General features: G+C 72.1%; 15 protein-coding genes. 13 read left to right on the forward strand and 2 right to left on the reverse strand.

Annotation, left to right across the window (positions count from 1 at the left end):
* Positions 1-102: 102 nt before the first annotated feature.
* The 11 genes from kch (at position 103) to D466_RS0114110 (ending at position 12,634) form a co-directional block, all read left to right on the forward strand.
* Complete coding sequence (kch, locus tag D466_RS0114060; RefSeq protein ID WP_018914345.1) at positions 103-1,323, forward strand: voltage-gated potassium channel protein; 1,221 nt, start codon at positions 103-105, stop codon at positions 1,321-1,323.
* A gap of 100 nt (positions 1,324-1,423) precedes the next feature.
* Entirely contained in the window at positions 1,424-2,962 is a 1,539-nt protein-coding gene (locus D466_RS0114065) for a thymidine phosphorylase family protein (protein WP_026285282.1), read from the forward strand.
* A complete protein-coding gene (locus D466_RS0114070) occupies positions 2,959-3,891 on the forward strand; it encodes a ribose-phosphate diphosphokinase (RefSeq protein ID WP_018914347.1) in 933 nt (310 codons plus the stop codon). The genes D466_RS0114065 and D466_RS0114070 overlap by 4 nt, the downstream gene beginning before the upstream one ends.
* Positions 3,888-5,285, forward strand: coding sequence for an MBL fold metallo-hydrolase (locus D466_RS0114075; protein ID WP_018914348.1), 1,398 nt, complete (start codon positions 3,888-3,890; stop codon positions 5,283-5,285). The genes D466_RS0114070 and D466_RS0114075 overlap by 4 nt, the downstream gene beginning before the upstream one ends.
* A 140-nt stretch (positions 5,286-5,425) precedes the next feature.
* Positions 5,426-7,414, forward strand: a complete 1,989-nt coding sequence (locus D466_RS0114080) for an erythromycin esterase family protein (RefSeq protein ID WP_018914349.1) — start codon at positions 5,426-5,428, stop codon at positions 7,412-7,414.
* 102 nt (positions 7,415-7,516) lie between these two features.
* Positions 7,517-7,951, forward strand: a complete 435-nt coding sequence (locus tag D466_RS0114085) for a phasin family protein (RefSeq protein ID WP_018914350.1) — start codon at positions 7,517-7,519, stop codon at positions 7,949-7,951.
* A 58-nt stretch (positions 7,952-8,009) separates the two neighbouring features.
* Entirely contained in the window at positions 8,010-8,735 is a 726-nt protein-coding gene (phbB, locus tag D466_RS0114090) for an acetoacetyl-CoA reductase (RefSeq protein ID WP_018914351.1), read from the forward strand.
* A 6-nt stretch (positions 8,736-8,741) separates the two neighbouring features.
* A complete protein-coding gene (gene ppk2, locus D466_RS0114095) occupies positions 8,742-9,560 on the forward strand; it encodes a polyphosphate kinase 2 (RefSeq protein ID WP_018914352.1) in 819 nt (272 codons plus the stop codon).
* A 13-nt stretch (positions 9,561-9,573) separates the two neighbouring features.
* Positions 9,574-10,020: a universal stress protein gene (locus D466_RS0114100; protein WP_018914353.1), complete on the forward strand. Its 447-nt coding sequence runs from the start codon at positions 9,574-9,576 to the stop codon at positions 10,018-10,020.
* Positions 10,021-10,301: 281 nt separating this feature from the next.
* Complete coding sequence (locus tag D466_RS0114105; RefSeq protein ID WP_018914354.1) at positions 10,302-12,203, forward strand: hypothetical protein; 1,902 nt, start codon at positions 10,302-10,304, stop codon at positions 12,201-12,203.
* Entirely contained in the window at positions 12,203-12,634 is a 432-nt protein-coding gene (locus D466_RS0114110; RefSeq protein WP_018914355.1) for a hypothetical protein, read from the forward strand. The genes D466_RS0114105 and D466_RS0114110 overlap by 1 nt, the downstream gene beginning before the upstream one ends.
* 16 nt (positions 12,635-12,650) lie before the next feature.
* On the opposite strand, the gene D466_RS0114115 is transcribed toward D466_RS0114110, so the two are convergent.
* The gene (locus D466_RS0114115; protein WP_018914356.1) at positions 12,651-13,931 is read right to left on the reverse strand and encodes a DUF4010 domain-containing protein; all 1,281 of its coding nucleotides are present in this window, start codon (positions 13,929-13,931) and stop codon (positions 12,651-12,653) included.
* Positions 13,928-14,647: a FadR/GntR family transcriptional regulator gene (locus D466_RS0114120; protein ID WP_018914357.1), complete on the reverse strand. Its 720-nt coding sequence runs from the start codon at positions 14,645-14,647 to the stop codon at positions 13,928-13,930. Before D466_RS0114120 ends, D466_RS0114115 begins: the two co-directional genes overlap by 4 nt.
* A 68-nt stretch (positions 14,648-14,715) precedes the next feature.
* Between D466_RS0114120 and D466_RS0114125 the strand changes: the two genes are divergently transcribed.
* Both D466_RS0114125 and D466_RS0114130 read left to right on the forward strand, forming a co-directional pair.
* Positions 14,716-15,681 carry a 2-dehydro-3-deoxygalactonokinase gene (locus tag D466_RS0114125; RefSeq protein WP_018914358.1) on the forward strand — a complete coding sequence of 322 codons (966 nt, stop codon included), beginning with the start codon at positions 14,716-14,718 and terminating at the stop codon, positions 15,679-15,681.
* A gap of 55 nt (positions 15,682-15,736) precedes the next feature.
* On the forward strand, positions 15,737-16,381 hold the full coding sequence (locus D466_RS0114130) for a 2-dehydro-3-deoxy-6-phosphogalactonate aldolase (RefSeq protein WP_018914359.1): 645 nt from the start codon (positions 15,737-15,739) through the stop codon (positions 16,379-16,381).
* The last annotated feature ends 12 nt before the right edge of the window (positions 16,382-16,393 follow it).

The following is a 16,393-nucleotide window of genomic DNA, read 5'->3' on the forward strand; positions in this document are numbered from 1 at the left end:
CGAGCGTAGCGAGGAGGGCAGTCCAGTGAGCGCCGTGCACGGCCGCTCCGAAGCGGCGCTCCACTCCCTCGGGGAGTCGAGCGTAGCGAGGAGGGTAGTCCAGTGAGCGCCGGGGACGGGCGGCGGCCGGGGCGGCGCCTGCGCGCGCTGCTGCAGCCCGTCCAATCGCGTCTGGGAAGCCTGCGCCGCGGGTGGGCCTCGATCGGCCCGCAGGCCCTGGCGGCGCTGCTGGCGGCGCTGGCGGGCGCCATGCTGGTGCGTCCGCAGTTCGCGCACGTGGCGGGCTCGCTGCGCGTGCTGAACGATCCGCAGGCCGTGCTGGGCCTGGCCGACCTGCTGGTGCTTCCGCGCGTGCTGCTGGGCCTGGGCCTGGTGCTGATGAGCTTCGGCCTGCTCGCGAGCGCGCGCCTGGCCTGGGTGATCACGCTGCTGCTGAGCCTGCTGGGCGCTGGCGACGCGCTGGTATCGCTCCACCACACGGGGCCCTTGTTCGTGATGTGCCTGCTGCAGCTGGCCGTGCTGCTGCTGTGGGCGCGCCGCTTCAACCGCAGCAGCATTGCCGCGGGTTCGCTGTTCGCGCTGCTGAGCATCGGCAGCCTGCTTCTGTACGGGGTGCTGGGCAGCCTGTGGTTCGGCGCGGGCTACGCGCCGCCCATCCGCAACCTGGGCACGGCGCTGTATTACTCGGTGGAGACCATGTCCACCGTGGGCTATGGGGACATCGTGCCGCGCAGCCCGCACGCGCGCATGTTCACGGTCTCGCTGATCGTGCTGGGCATCTCGGTGTTCGCGACCACGCTGTCGCTGATCATCGGCCCGGTGATCGGCGGAAGCATCAAGCGGACTCTGGAGGGTCGCATGCATAAGCAGCAACGCCGCAATCATTACGTCATCCTCGGCATCTCGGCGCTGGCCTACACGACCTGGAAGGCGCTGCAGCAACGCGGGGTGCCGGTCACCGTGGTGGTGTCCGCGGCCGCGAATTCCCCGTTTCCGCCCGAGGCCGACGTGGTGGTGGGCGACGCCAGCAGCGACGAGGTGCTGGAGCAGGCGGGCGTGCCCCATGCCAAGGCGGTGCTGACCCTGCGCGAGGACGACGCCGAGAATGCCTTCGCGGTGCTGGCGGTCAAGGAACTCGCCCCGGGCGTGAAGACCATCGCCGGGGTCAACGATGCCCGCCACGTGGCGAAGATCCGCCGCGTGCAGCCCGACATGCTGTTCGCGCCGCAACTGCTGGGCAGCGACCTGCTGGTGCGCTCGCTGTTCGACGAGCCCATCGACAACCAGACGGTGGCCCGGCTGCTGTTCGCCGACTCGCTCTGATCCGCGCGACTCGCTCGACACGCGCGCCGTACGACCTGGATCAAGGGCGGCACCGACGCGCCTTGCTAAGCTGGGCGCGACAGGACAGCCGGGGCGAGCCATGGAATCAGCCGAGCCACGCGACGGGCCGCCGTTCTCGCTGCGGCCCAGGCGTCTGGGTGTCGATACGCACCACGAACCCGTCGTGGTGCTGCGTGCCGACTCCCCGGTGGTGCGCGCGGAGGGCTTCGAGGCGCATGCGCGCATCGAGGTGCTGGGCGAGCGCGCCAGCATCGTCGCCACGCTGAACATCCTCAGCTCGGGCGGGCTGCTCGGGCCCGACGAGGTCGGCTTGTCGGAGGCGGCCTGGGCACGCCTGCAGCCGGGCGCGGGCGAGCGCCTGCGCTTTCGCTTCGCGCGCCCCAGCGACGCCATGAGCCACGTGCGGGCCAAGATCTTCGGCAAGCACCTGAGCGAGGGGGCCTTCGAGGCGATCATCGGCGACACCGTGGCGGGGCGCCTGTCCAACGTGGAGATCGCCGCCTTCCTGGTGGCCTGCGCCGCGGGCAGCATGAGCCGCGCCGAGGTCAACGACCTCACGCGGGCCATGGTGCACAGCGGCGCGCGCATGAGCTGGCCGCATGCGCTGGTGGTGGACAAGCACTGCATCGGCGGCCTGCCCGGCAACCGCACCACGCCCATCGTCGTGTCCATCGCCACCGCGCTGGGGCTGATCATGCCCAAGACCAGTTCGCGCGCCATCACCTCCCCGGCCGGCACCGCCGACACCCTGGAGACCATCACCTGCGTGGACCTCGACCTGGCGCGCATGCGCCGCGTGGTGGAGGCCGAGGGCGGCTGCATGGTGTGGGGCGGGGCCATGAACATGAGCCCCGCCGACGACCTGCTGATCCGCGTGGAGCGCATGCTGGACCTGGACAGCGAGGCGCAACTGGTGGCCTCGGTACTGTCGAAGAAGGCGGCGGCCGGCTCCACCCACGTGGTGATCGACATCCCCACCGGCCCCACGGCCAAGGTGCGCAGCGCCGAGCAGGCACAGTCGCTGCTGCGCGCTCTGTACGCCAGCGCCCACGCGCTGGGCCTGCGCATGGTGGGCCTGATCAGCGACGGCTCGCAGCCCGTGGGCCGGGGCGTCGGCCCGGCGCTGGAGGCGCACGACGTGTTGCGCGTGCTGCGCCGGCACCCGCAGGCCAGCACCGACCTGCGTGAACGCTCGCTGGACCTGGCCGCGGCGGTGATCGAGCTCGGCGGCCTGGTGCCCGCCGGGGGTACGGCCGCGGCACGCGAGCTGGCCGCAGGCGCGCTGGACGACGGGCGAGCGCTGCGCAAGTTCCAGGCCATCTGCGAGGCCCAGGGAGCCTTTCGCGAGCCCGGCGTGGCACCCTTCCAGCGCCCGGTTCCATCCCCCTGCGCCGGGCGCGTGCAGGCCATCGACAACCGGCTGCTGGCGCGCGCGGCCAAACTGGCCGGGGCTCCGCACGCACGCAGCGCCGGGCTGCTGCTGGGCGCGCACGTGGGCGAGCGCGTGGAGCGCGGCCAGCCCCTGTTCGAATTGCACGCCGAATCGCAGGGAGAGCTCGATTACGCGCTGGATTTCGTCCAGGGGCATCCAGGCATGTTCCATCTGGAGGCGCAATGAGCGACCCGGCGGGTACGCCCTGGCAGCTGTACGCCATGCCCGGCAACGAGGCGCGCACCGATGCGCTGGTGGTGCGGCTGGGACCGCGCGCGCGGCGAGCGGGGCTGTGGCTGCACCGTTTCCCGGACGGCGAATCGCTGGTGCGCGTGGCGCCGCCGCCGGTTTCGGCGGCGCTGGTGTGCACGCTGCGCGATCCCGACCCGCTCACCGTGCCGCTGCTGATGGCCGCGGCCACGCTGCGCGAGCTCGGCGCGGCGCGCCTGGGCCTGATCGCCCCCTACCTGGCCTACATGCGCCAGGACCGTGCCTTCGAGCCCGGGCAGGCGGTGTCCGCGCGCATCTACGCGGCCTGGCTGTCCGGCCATTTCGACTGGCTGCTCACGGTGGATCCGCACCTGCACCGCATCGATTCGCTGGACCGCGTGTACAGCCTGCGCAGCCGCGTGGTGCACGCCGCCGCGCCGCTGGCACGCTGGATCGCGCGTGAAGTGGCGCAGCCCCTGCTCATCGGCCCGGACGCCGAGAGCCGGCAATGGGTGTCCGAGGTCGCGGCAAGCGTGGGGGCGCCGATGCTGGTGCTGGACAAGCAGCGCCGCGGCGACCTGGACGTGTCCAGCCGGCTGCCCGAGCTGAGTCGCTGGGCCGGGCGCACGCCGGTGCTGCTCGACGACATCGCCAGCTCGGGGCGCACCCTGGCCGTGGTGCTGGAGCAACTGCGCGGGCGCTCCATGGCCCCGGCGGTGTGCGTGGTCACGCACGGGTTGTTCGCGGGGGACGCGCTGGAGCTGCTGCGCGCCGCGGGAGCCGCGCGCGTGGCCTGTACCGACAGCGTGGAGCCGCCGCCCGGCGTGGAGCGCATCGCGCTCGACGCGGAGCTGGCGGCGGCGCTGCCCGAACTCTGCGACCTCTCCCAGGAGCTACTCCCATGATCCAATGGTCCTGTCACGGCGCGGCCAAGCAGGTGACCGGTTCCTGCCACCTGGTGCGCACCGCATCCGCCAGCGTGCTGGTGGACTGCGGTCTGTTCCAGGGCGGCCGCGAGCTGGCGGAGGAGAACGCCGCCGAGTTCGGTTTCGACCCGGCGGGCGTGGACGTGCTGCTGCTCACCCACGCCCACCTGGACCACTGCGGGCGCATCCCCCTGCTGGTGAAACGGGGCTTCAAGGGGCGCATCGTCTGCACCGCGGGCACGCGCGAGCTGGCCCGCCTGGTGCTGGCCGACGCGGCCGGCCTGCAGGAGGAGGATGCGCGTCGCGCCCAGCGCCACGGGCGGCGCCAGACCCAGGACGCCGAGCCGCTGTACACGCTGGCCGACGCCTTCCACGCCATGGACTTCTTCGACGGATCGGCGGAGTACGGGCTGCGACGGGAAGTGGCCCCCGGCGTGCATGCCACCTTCGTCGACGCCGGGCACATCCTGGGCTCGGCGTCCATCCTGCTGGAGCTGGAGGAGCCGGGCGGGCATTGCAGCGTGTTTTTCTCCGGCGACATCGGCAACCCCGGGCGGCCGCTGCTGCGCGACCCGCAGGCGCCCCCCAGGCACCCCGACTACGTGGTCATGGAAACCACCTACGGCGACCGCGACCACCGCGACTGGCAGGCCTCGAGCGACGAGTTGGTGCATGCCGTCTCCGACACCCTGGCGCGCGGCGGCAACGTTGTGGTGCCCACCTTCGCGCTGGAGCGCGCGCAGGAGCTGCTGTACGTGCTGGCACGGGCGGTGGAGCGCGGACAGCTTCCGCGCCACCTGCCGGTGTTCCTGGACTCGCCGATGGCCATCTCGGCCACCGAGATCTTCCTGCGCTACCCCGGCTGCCTGCGTCCGGAGTTCTCCTCGCGCCTGCATGGGCCCGACCCGCTGCAGCTGCCCGGGCTGCGCCTGAGCCGCGAAACCGCGGAATCCATGGCGATCAACACCATCCGGGGCGGCGCCGTGATCATGGCTGGCTCCGGCATGTGCAGCGGAGGGCGGGTGCGTCACCACTTGCGCCACAACCTGGGCAACCAGTCGAACAGCGTGGTCTTCGTGGGTTTCGCCGCGCAGGGAACCCTGGCGCGGCGAATCATCGACGGCGCGCGGCAGGTGCGGCTGTTCGACGAAGTGGTCGAGGTGCGGGCGCGGATCCACACCATCAACGGTTTTTCCGCCCACGCCGGGTGCACCGAGTTGCTGGCCTGGCTCAAGGGTTGCGGGCGCACGCGGCGGGTGTTCCTGGTCCACGGCGACCTGGATACCGGCATGCGCGCCTTCGCGCAGCGCCTGGAGCAGCAGGGCATCGCGCACCAGATCCCCGGCGCCGGCGAGCCGATCCTGCTGCGCTGATCCCGCCGGGGCGCGCGCCGTGCCGCGAGCGCCGGGCTGCGCCACGTCAAGGAAGCCGCGCCGCGCCGGGGGCACACTGTGCAGGCTGCCGCGGCTGCCAGGCACGCCTGCCGGGCGGGCGGCCCTGCCGGAGAGACGTGATGGACCACCCGGATTACGCGCGCAGGCGCCAGAACATGGTGCGCGAGCAGATCGCATCGCGGGGCGTGGACGACGAACGCGTGCTGGAGGCCCTGCAGCAGGTCGCGCGCGAAGCTTTCGTGCCGGAATCGGCGCGCGAGGCGGCCTACGAGGAGGTCTCGCTGCGCCTGGACGACGGCCGCCTGCTGCCCCAGGCCCACGTGCTGGCGGTGGCGCTGGCGGCGCTGGAGCTGCGCGCGGGCGAGAAGGTGCTGGAAATCGGCACCGGCTGCGGCTATGGCAGCGCCGTGCTCGCCCGGCTGGCCGCCGAGGTGCGCACGGTCGAACCCGACGCGCGCATGGCCGAGCGCGCCGCCTCCCTGTTCGCCCGCCTGGGCCTGCGCGAGCTGCATGTGCGCCACGGCGAGGCTTCGGCCGGCTGGGAGGAGCAGGGCCCCTACGATGCCATCCTCGTGCAGCCGGGGGTCGAGGCCTCTGCGCAGGCCCTGCGCGCGCAGTTGCGGGTGGGCGGCCGCCTGGTGATGGCGCAACCCGCCGCGGCGGCCGTGGTGGAACTGGTGCGCACGCGCCGCGTCTCCGAGCTGCGATTCGAGTCCGAGGACCTGGCCGACCTGCGCATCGCGCCCGCGGCCGGCGAGGCGGCGCGCGACGGCGCCGCGCGCCGCGGCGCGGACGCCGCCGCCGGGGCGCAGGCACGCCTGGCGGCGGCGGTGGGCCGTGCCGGGCAGGCCTTCGAGGACCTGGATGCCGCGGATCTGGAGCCGCTGCTGCGGCGCATCGGACGCGCGCGCGTGGTGCTGATCGGCGAGGCCACCCACGGCACCTCCGAGTTCTACCGTATGCGCCAGCGCATCACCCGCGCCCTGATCGAGAAGCGCGGCTTCGATTTCGTCGCCGTCGAGGGCGACTGGCCCGACTGCGCGCGCATCGACCAGTACGTGCGCCACGGCGAGGAGCCGGCGGCGCGCTGGAAGGCCTTCGCGCGCTTTCCGTCGTGGATGTGGCGCAATCGCGAGGTGGCCGAATTCGTCGACTGGCTGCGCGGCTTCAACGCGCTGCAGCGGCCGGCGCTGCGCACCGCCTTCCACGGGCTGGACCTGTACAGCTTGTACGGCTCCATCGAACGCGTGCTCGACTACCTCGAGCGCGTGGACCCCGCGACCGCGCGCCTGGCCCGCCAGCGCTATGGCTGCCTCAGCCCCTGGGAGGACGATCCCGCCGGCTACGCGCGCGCCACGCTGACCGCCGGCTACCGCTCCTGCGAGGCCGACGTGGTCGCCATGCTGGGCGAACTGCTGCACGCGCGCGCCAGCTACGGCGGCTACGACGGCGAGCGTTTCCTGGACGCGCTGCAGAACGCGCGCCTGGTGGCCAACGCCGAGCGCTACTACCGCACCATGTATTACGGTTCGCGCGAATCCTGGAACCTGCGTGACGGACACATGTTCGAGACCCTGCGCACGCTGCTGGACTTCCGCGGGCCGCGCAGCCGCGCCGTGGTCTGGGCCCACAACTCCCACGTCGGCGACTCGGCGGCCACCGAGATGGCCCTGCGCGGGGAATTCAACCTCGGGCGCCTGTGCCGCAAGGCCTTCGGCGAGCAGGCCTACACCATCGGTTTCGGGACCCACGCGGGGCAGGTCGCGGCCGCCGAGTCCTGGGGCGGGGACATGCAGGTGATGGATCTGCGCCCCAGCCTGGCCGGCAGCCACGAGCGCGTGTTCCACGACTGCGGCGTGCCGGGCCTGCTGCTGCCCATGCGCGAACTCGCACCCGACCCCGATCTGGCGGGCCTGCGCGAATCGCGCCTGCAGCGCGCGGTCGGGGTGCTCTACCGCCCGCGCACCGAGATGGCCAGCCACTATTTCGAGTCGGTGCTGCCCGAGCAGTACGACGAGTACATCTGGATCGACCGCAGCCACGCCGTCACCGCGCTGGACAGCCTGAGCCTGGAAGGCCAGCCCGACACCTACCCCTTCGGCGTGTGAGCCGCGGCCGGGCCGCGCTGATCCAGGTCAAGGACACGCGGGACGCCAGGATCGATACTAGATTGTGAGCTCATCCTGGTTACCCGCCGCAGGAGTTGCGCCATGAACCCCAAATCCCAGATCCAGGCCGCCCAGCGCGCCGAGGTCGAATGCTTCACCGACCTGTTCGACGCCGCGCTGGACGGATTCGAGCAACTCACGCGCCTGCAGCTGCAGACCATGCGCGAGTTCTCCCGCAACACCTCGCAGCGCCTGTTCGACGCTCTGGAGGCGCGTGATGCGGGCGACTGGGCGAAGCTGCCCCAGCAGACGCTGCGCGGCGAGCCCGACGGCGCGACCCGCTACCTGCAGGAATTCGGGCGTATCGCCGGCGCCATGCAGGCCGCCATGTCCGAGGCCCTGCAGCAGGGCGCCGCCCGTTGGCAGAGCCATCTGCAGGAAGCCGCCGAGACAGCGCCGGCCGAGGCGCCGGCCGCTCCCGCCGCGCGGCGCGCTCCCGCGGCACCCACCCGTGCGGCCGCCCGCCGCACGTCCTGATCCAGCATTCACAGGGCGGCCGGCCCCCACGGGCAACGGCGGCCCGGGGGAGAGCACCATGACGAGAATCGCCCTGGTCACCGGCGGCACGCGCGGCATCGGCGCCGCCATCGCGCGCCGCCTGGCCGCCGACGGGCTGCGCGTGGCCGTGAACTACCGCGGCAACGAAGCGGCGGCCGAGGCCTTCCGGCGCGACACCGGGCTGAGCGCGTACCGCTGGGACGTGGCTGACTTCGACGCCTGCCAGGCCGGCGTGCGCGAGGTCGAGCGCGAACTCGGCGGCGGCATCGACGTGCTGGTCAACAATGCCGGCGTCACCCGCGACGCCATGCTGCACAGGATGGACCTGCGCCAGTGGCGCGAGGTCATGCAGGACGACCTCGACGCCATGTTCCACATGTGCCGCGCGGTGATCGAGGGCATGCGCTCGCGCGCCTGGGGGCGCATCGTCAATATTTCCTCGGTCAACGGACAGAAGGGGCAGTTCGGCCAGGCCAACTACTCCGCTGCCAAGGCCGGGGTGATCGGATTCACCAAGGCGCTGGCGCTGGAGTCCGCGCGCAAGGGCATCACGGTCAACGCCGTGGCGCCGGGCTACACCGACACCGACATGCTGGCCGGCCTCGAGCCCCCGGTGCTCGAGGCCATCAAGGCGCAGATTCCGGCCGGCCGCCTGGGCCGCCCGGAGGAGATCGCGCACGCGGTATCCTTTCTCGTCGACGAGCGCTGCGGCTTCGTCACCGGCGCCACGCTGGCCGTCAACGGCGGTCAGTACATGGCTTGAGTCCTCATGGCGCGAAACCCACCCGGCGCGGGCCGGAAGCTTCCCGCGGAGCCGCCCGAAGTCGAGGCGCGCCCCGACTCCTACGCGAAGACGCTGCGCGCGCTGCAGATCGAACTGGTCAAGTACCAGAAGCACCTGATTGCCCACGACGAGCGCCTGTTGCTGATCCTCGAGGGGCGCGACGCGGCCGGCAAGGACGGCAGCATCAAGCGCATCGTCGAGCACCTCTCCCCGCGCGAGACCCGCGTGGTGGCGCTGGGCAAGCCCTCCGACCGCGAGACCGGCGCCTGGTATTTCCAGCGCTACGTCCCCCACCTGCCCAGCGCGCAGGAATTCGTGCTGTTCAACCGCAGCTGGTACAACCGCGCGGGCGTCGAGCCGGTGATGGGCTTCTGCGACGCCGCGCAGTACCAGGAGTTCCTCGACACCGTGCCGGTGTTCGAACAGATGCTGGTGCGCTCGGGAATCCGGCTGTTCAAGTACTACCTGGACATCGACCGCCAGGAGCAGCGCAGGCGCCTGCAGGCGCGGCGCCGCGACCCGCTCAAGCAGTGGAAGCTCAGCCCCATCGACGTGGCCGCGCAGGCGCACTGGAAGGACTACAGCCACGCGCGCGACACCATGTTCGCGCGCACCCACACGCTGCACGCGCCCTGGTACGTGGTGCGCGCGGCCGACAAGCGCGCGGCCCGGCTGGACCTGATGCGCCATCTGCTGAGCCACCTCGAATACCACGGCAAGGACCACGGCCTGCTCGGTGCCGACTCCGGCCTGGTGTTCGCCTATTCCGACGAGGCGCTGCGCGCCGGCCACATCGCTCCCTGACCCCGAGGCCGCCATGTACTCCCGAATCCTTCTCGCGCTGGACGCCAGCGCCACCGCCCAGCAAGCCGCCGAACACGCCATCGCGCTGGCACGCGCGCTCCAGGCTTCGCTGCGCATGGTCTGCGTGGTCGACGTGGCGGGGCTGGCCGGCGCACTGGCCGACGTGAGCCGCGTGATGAGCGACGACGCGCGCCTGCTGCTGGACGACTGGATGAACCGCGCCGCGCAGTTCGGCGTGGACGTGAGCACCGCGATCGTCGAGACCGGGCGCCAGACGCCGCGCGTGGGCGATGCCATCCGCGCCGAGGCGCGCCGCTGGGAGGCCCAGCTCATCGTGCTCGGCAGCCACGGGCGCAGCGGCGTGGGCAACCTGATGCTGGGCAGTGTGGCCGAAGCGGTGGCGCGGGACAGCCGCTGCGCCGTGTTGCTGGTGCACCCGGGCGACGCCCAGGACCGCTGAGCGGCAGGCTTCACACGGTCGGTGCCGGCCGCCGTGCCGACCGCGCGCGGGATCCGGTGCGGCTCGCCGGGTTCCAACGGCACTCTTGCACACTGACTCCATGAATGCATTTTCATGGTGTTAAGTGCTGCCAAATTGGAAAAATTTCGCTTTTTTCCGGGTCTATTCTGGTTTCGCGATTCGGCCATGCAAGCACGACGATGCTTGCGCGAGAGGGCCGGATCGGGGAGTTGGCGCCACGCCGCGGCATGGCATCCGTTCCACCAGACCCGAGAGCGATCATGTCCGAGTTCCGTCACGAAGCGCCACCGCGCGCGGTTTCACGAAGCCCCCATTCCGGCCGGGGGCCGGTCCCGAAGTGGCGCCACCGCGCGGCGCGCTGGCGTTGCGGGCTGGCGCTGGCGGCGGCCTGCGCGCTGAGCGCCTGCGGCGGAGGTGGTAGCGCCGGCAACGCCGCAGCGGGCGGCGGCGCACGCGGCCTGGGGGCACCGCCCGCGACGGCGGCCGACCAGGCCTACACCGATCCCGTGCGCTACGACATGGGGCCGAAAGCCTCGCTGGCCCTCGCGCAGGCCATCCCCGGAGCCGCGGTGAGCCACCACCGTTTCATGGTGCAAGGGCGCCTGGAGTCCTACACCGCCACCACCGGCCACCTGCTGGTGCGTTCGCCCGAGACCGGCGAGGTCGAGGCGAGCATGTTCTACACCGCCTACACCCTCGACGGCCAGCCCGCGGCGAAGAGGCCGGTGAGCTTTTTCTGGAACGGCGGACCGGGCTCGTCCAGCATCTACCTGCACCTGGGCGGATGGGGGCCGAAGACCCTGCAGATCGACGAGATGAACCTGCCTTCGTCCGCGCTGAGTACCTCGCCCGATTTCAGGCTCGAGACCAATCCCGACACCCTGCTGGGCAGCACCGACATGGTGTTCGTCGACCCGGTCGGCACCGGGCTGTCGGAGGCGGTGGCGCCGAACACCAACCAGTCCTTCGAGGGCGTCGACCCCGACGCCCGCTCGGTGCTGCATTTCATCGACGCCTGGCTGCTCGCCAACCAGCGCCAGATGTCCCCCAAGTTCCTGTACGGCGAATCCTACGGGGGCATCCGCACCCCCATCGTCGCGCGCCTGATGGAGCAGCAGGGGCCGCTGGCGCCGCAGGCCCCGGTGCTGGACGGCGTGATCCTGAATTCCCCGGTGCTCGACTACAACGCGAACTGCGACACGCGCTGGTACAACGCCCGGGCCCCCGAGCTCAAGACCCCGGACGGCGCCGTCGCCGCCGCCCCGTCGCCGGTGTCCTGCGAGGGCGACATCCCCAGCTACCTGATGGTGCACTTCGCGTCGACCCATCTGAACTATTCGATCGAGCAGGCCTCGCGGGCTGCCGACCGGGCCATGACCCTTGCGCGTGAGGTCTGGGCCCCCGCGTACACCAGCTACGAGGCCACGGTGGGCTCGGACGCCTTCCGCAAGGCCTACGCGCTTCCGTATCGCGCCAGCGATTTCCCCAGCGCGCTGCAGCAGAGCTTCCAGACCCTGGCCGACGCCAGCGGGCTGAGCGCCGACGACTGGGCGCGCGCCTTCAACATGGGCTATGTGGACTTCGGCTCGGCGCGGCTCGGCCTGAGCGACCGGCAGTGGGACCGGCAATCCAGGCGGCTGGACGTGTACAACGCCATGGTCAGCGTGCCGCCGAATGCCTGGGGCTACGTGGACTTCGACGGCCGGCCGGAGCGCTGGGCCGGGGCCTCGGACTATTTCAACAAGGCCTTCCTGGCCGCGGGGCGCAGCTATTTCAGCGACTTCCTGGGCTACCGCTGCGCGACGCCCTACGTGATCACCAACGGCGGCATGATGCGCGACTGGAACTGGCACCACGACGGCAACCTGAGCACGCTGCCGCAGACGGTGAGCGACCTGAAGGAGGCCATCGACCTCGGCGGCCATCTGCCGGTGCTGATCGTGCACGGCGAACAGGACCTGATGACGCCGTTCTTCCAGACCGTGCTGAACCTGGAGAGCGCCGGGCTGCGCGACAAGGTCGAGTTCCGCCTGTACCCGGGCGGGCACATGGTGTACCTGAGTCGCCGCAGCCACGATGCCTACAAGGCCGCGCTGGAGCGCTATTTCAGCCGCGTGGCCGGCGGCACATGGTCCCCCGACACCCCTGCAAGGAGCCTTTGATGCGTACCCCCCACCGACCCCTGTTCCGGCTGTTCCTGGGCGTCTGCCTGCTCGCGCCCTGGGGCTGTGCCGCGCTGGCCTCGGCGCTGCCCGCGGCGGCCTCGCAGCCCTCGAGCGACGCCTCGCGGCCCGACCCGTTCCAGCCTCCCCAGGGGCTGGAGGGTTTCGGAGTTCCCCCGCCGGACCCCACGGCTGCGCCTGCCGCGCCCGTCACCCCGGCGAGCGCCCTGCAGTTCATGAAGCGCGACATGCGCCACTACTTCGACCGTGCCGCGGACCCGAACACCCATCGGGTCAGCAAGGAGGGCGCGCAGCGCTCGGGCTGGGGTTACGCGGCCGAGCATTTCGAGGCCATGGACGCCAACCAAGACGGCGAACTCAGCTTCGACGAGGTCTGGCGCTACGTGCTGGCGCACATCCCGAAGGACTGACGGGGCCGGCCGCACCCTAGGCCGGAACGGCGGCCCAGGCCAGCGAGATCAGCATGCTGGCGGCCAGCCAGGCGGCGGCCGGCAGCATGCCGCGCCGCCGCGACAGGGCCAGCGCGTACACCGCCTTGAGCAGGTTGTTGCTGCCCGAGGCGATGAGCACGGCGTGGATCACCGCGGAGGCGCCGACCTGGAAGTGCCCCGCCAGCAGCGACAGCACGAAGGGGTCGATGTCGCTGAGCCCGACCACGAAGCTGAGCAGGTTCAGCCCGCCGACTCCGAAACGGGTCGTGACGAAGGCCGTCAGCCCCGCGAACACCACGAACAGCGCCGCGAACAGCAGCGCCACCGGCAGGTCCAGCGGGTTGCGCGAGGCCAGCAGCGCCGGCGCCGGCGCGGCGGCGCCGCCGGCCCCCGCCGCGCGCCGCCACAGCAGCCAGGTCACGCCCAGGCTGAGCGCGCACAGCAGCCCGAAGGGCAGGGCCAGGCGCAGCGCCGCATCGAGGTGGCCCAGCGCCGCGATCACCACCCACAGGCGCAGGTACATCATGGCCGTGGCCAGCACCGTGGCGGCCGGGGCCAGCGCGGCCGTGGCCTCGTCGCGCCGCGCCTGGCGCGCCAGCACCACGGTGGCCGCGGTGCTGGAGTACACCCCGCCCAGCAGCCCGGTGAGCAGGGTCGACGCGCGCGGGAACAGGTAGGTATGCGCGAGGTAGCCGGCGTAGGAAATGGCCGAGATCAGCACCACCGCCAGCCACACCTTGGAGTAGGTGATGGTGCTCAGGCCCGGGATCGGCGTGTCCGGCAGCAGCGGCAGCACGAGTCCCGCGATGATCAGGAACTTCGCCAGCGTGACCCCCTCGGACACCGGCATGGCGTCGGAGATCTTGCGGATCAGCGGCTTCTCGGCCAGCATCAGGATGGCCACGATGAGCACCGCGGCGACCATCCACGGCGGCTGGCTCTGGATCAGCGGGCCCAGCGCGTAGGCCAGCAGCGCGATCATGCCGGGGAGCAATTCGCCGCCGGTGCCGCCGTCGCGCCCGGCGCGCGCCAGGTCCACCGCCAGCCACAGCGCCAGCGCGGCCAGGCCGGCCAGGTACAGGCCGCGCGGCTGCACGCCGTCGAGCAGCCACAGCACGAAGCCCGCGGCGCCGATCAGGGTCAGCGTGCGCGTGGTGCCGAAGCCCACGCCCTCGTCCTGCGCGCGCCGGTAGCTGTGCAACTCCAGGCCGAGCACGAAGGCCAGCGCGGCGGTGGCCGCGAACTGCAGCAGCAGCGGCGGCAGGCTCGGGTTCATTCCAGGCGCCTGCGGGTGTCGGCGAGCAGCCGGCGCATGCGCATGAAGGCGGCGCGCTGGTCCTGCTCGCGGATGGCCTCGAAGATGCGCAAGTGGTCGTCGAGCGCCTCCTTGAAGGTGTCGGCGCGCCGCGCCGACACGCCCAGCAGCATGCCCAGGGCCGAGCCGATCACCGAGGACAGCGGAATCAGCAGCTCGTTGTGCGTGGCTTCGAGCACCGCGACGTGGAACTGCAGGTCGGCGGCCACCCATTGCTCGATCACCTGCGACGCGCGCATCGCGTCGCAGGCGCGCTCGAGGGCGCGCAGGTCCTCGGCGTCGCGGTTGCGCGCGGCCAGCATGCAGGCATTGGGTTCGATGATCTCGCGGATCTCGCCCAGCTGGCGCAGCATGTCGCCGCCGGGATCGGCCGCGCATCGCCAGGCCAGCACCTCGGGGTCGAGCATGTTCCAGGCCGACACCGGCTGCACGCGCGTGCCGATGCGCGGGCGCGCCTTGAGCAGCCCCTTGGCGGCCAGCACCTTCACCGCCTCGCGCAGCGCGGTGCGGCTGACTCCCATTTCGTGGCCCAGCACCTCCTCGCTGGGCAGGGTGCTGCCGCTGGGGTAGCCGCCGCCGACGATGCGCTCGCCCAGGCGCTGCACGACCTGCCGGTGCAAGGCGGGCCCCGCCGAGGCACCCTGGCCGGAAGGCGGGACGGAAGCGGTCTTGGTCATGGCGTCGCGAGCAAGTATTGTATGATGATTGAAAGGATCGTACACCTCAGACCTGCCCAGGAAAACGCATGGCGCCGCGCCCCCACCGCGCACCTCCGACCGGTCCGGCCGAGATCATCGGCATCGACTGGGGGACCACCCATCTGCGAGCTTACCGCGTCGCGCCGGACGGGCAACTGGTCGCGCGCTGCGAGGGCGACGACGGGGTGCTGCGCGCGCGCGGGCGCTTCGGCCAGGTCTGCGCCGGGGTGATCGAGGGCCTCGGGGCCAGGCCCGGCGAACTGCCGGTGATCCTGTCGGGCATGGTGGGCAGCACCCAGGGCTGGCAGCCGGTGGACTACCTGGGCATCGACCAGCCGCTGCGCACGCTGGGAGCCCACCTGGTGCCGCTGCGCGCCGCGGACGCGCCGCCGCGCTGCCATGTGGTGCCCGGCTACGCGGTGATGCCCGAGCAGGCCGGGCCGGAGCAGGGCATCGACGTGATGCGCGGCGAGGAGGTGCAACTGCTCGGCGCCACGCTGCTCGAACCCGATGCGCGCAACCGCATGGTGGTGCTGCCGGGGACCCACTCCAAGTGGGCGCAGGTCGGCGGCGGCCTGATCCGCTGGTTCGCCACCTACATGACCGGGGAATTGTTCGCCTGCCTGAGCCAGCACGGCACCCTGGGAGCCTTGATGAGCCGCAGCGAGGAATCGCCGCAGGCCTTCGCCGAGGGCGTGCGCCGGGCCGGTGCCTCGCGCCTGGCGGGGGCCCTGTTCAGTTGCCGGGCCATGGTGGTCACGGGCGCCATGCCCGCCGAACATGCGCGGGAGTACCTCAGCGGCGTGCTGATCGGCGCCGAGTTGCACGAGGCGCTGGGCCGCGGAGGTCCGTTGGCGCGCGCGGTCTCCATCGTCGCCTCCAGCGCGCTGGCGCGGCGCTACCGCGACGCCGCCGCGCTGCTGGGCATCGAGGCGCGCTGCCTGGACCCGGACGCCGTCTACGTGGCCGCGCTGCGCGAACTGGGCAACAAGCTGCCGGCCCCGTCCCCCTGAGCCGCCAACCCGTTCCGCGGCCCGGCCGCGGGCGCCATCCTTCGAGGAACCCGCCATGAACCCATTCCCACCACGCCATCCGGGGCTTGCGCCCGGCGCCGAGCCGCTGGTGGCCATCCTGCGCGGGCTGCTGCCGGACCAGGCGGCGGCCGTCGGCGCCGCGCTGTTCGAGGCCGGGTTTCGCTGCCTGGAAGTGCCGCTGAACCGGCCGCAGGCACTGCGCTGCATCGAGATCCTGGCCTCCATGGCGCCGCCGGACGCGCTGGTCGGCGGCGGCACCATGCTGAGCCCGCGCGACGTGGACGAGGTGACGTCGGCGGGCGGAAGCCTGATGGTGGCGCCGCATTGCGACCCGGAACTCATCGCCCATGCGGCCGCGCGGAGCATGTTCTGCGCCCCGGGCGTGGCCACGCCCAGCGAGGCCTTCAGCGCTCTGCGCGCCGGCGCGCACGCGCTGAAGCTGTTTCCGGCCGAGCAGATCGGCACGCGGGGCCTGAAGGCCTTGTGCACCGTGCTTCCTCCCGGCACGGCGGTGTGGCCGGTGGGTGGTGTCGACGAGGCGCAGATGGCCGAATGGGTGCGCGCCGGAGCGACCGGCTTCGGCATCGGCTCGCAGCTGTTCCGGCCGGGGCTGGAGGCGGCCGAGGTCGGCCGGCGCGGCGCGAGCATGTTGCGGGCCTGGCGCGAGGCCAGGGCGTAGCGAAGCCGGGGC

It is taken from the genome of Thiomonas sp. FB-6 (assembly GCF_000377645.1).
Classification (GTDB): Bacteria; Pseudomonadota; Gammaproteobacteria; order Burkholderiales; family Burkholderiaceae_C; genus Thiomonas_A.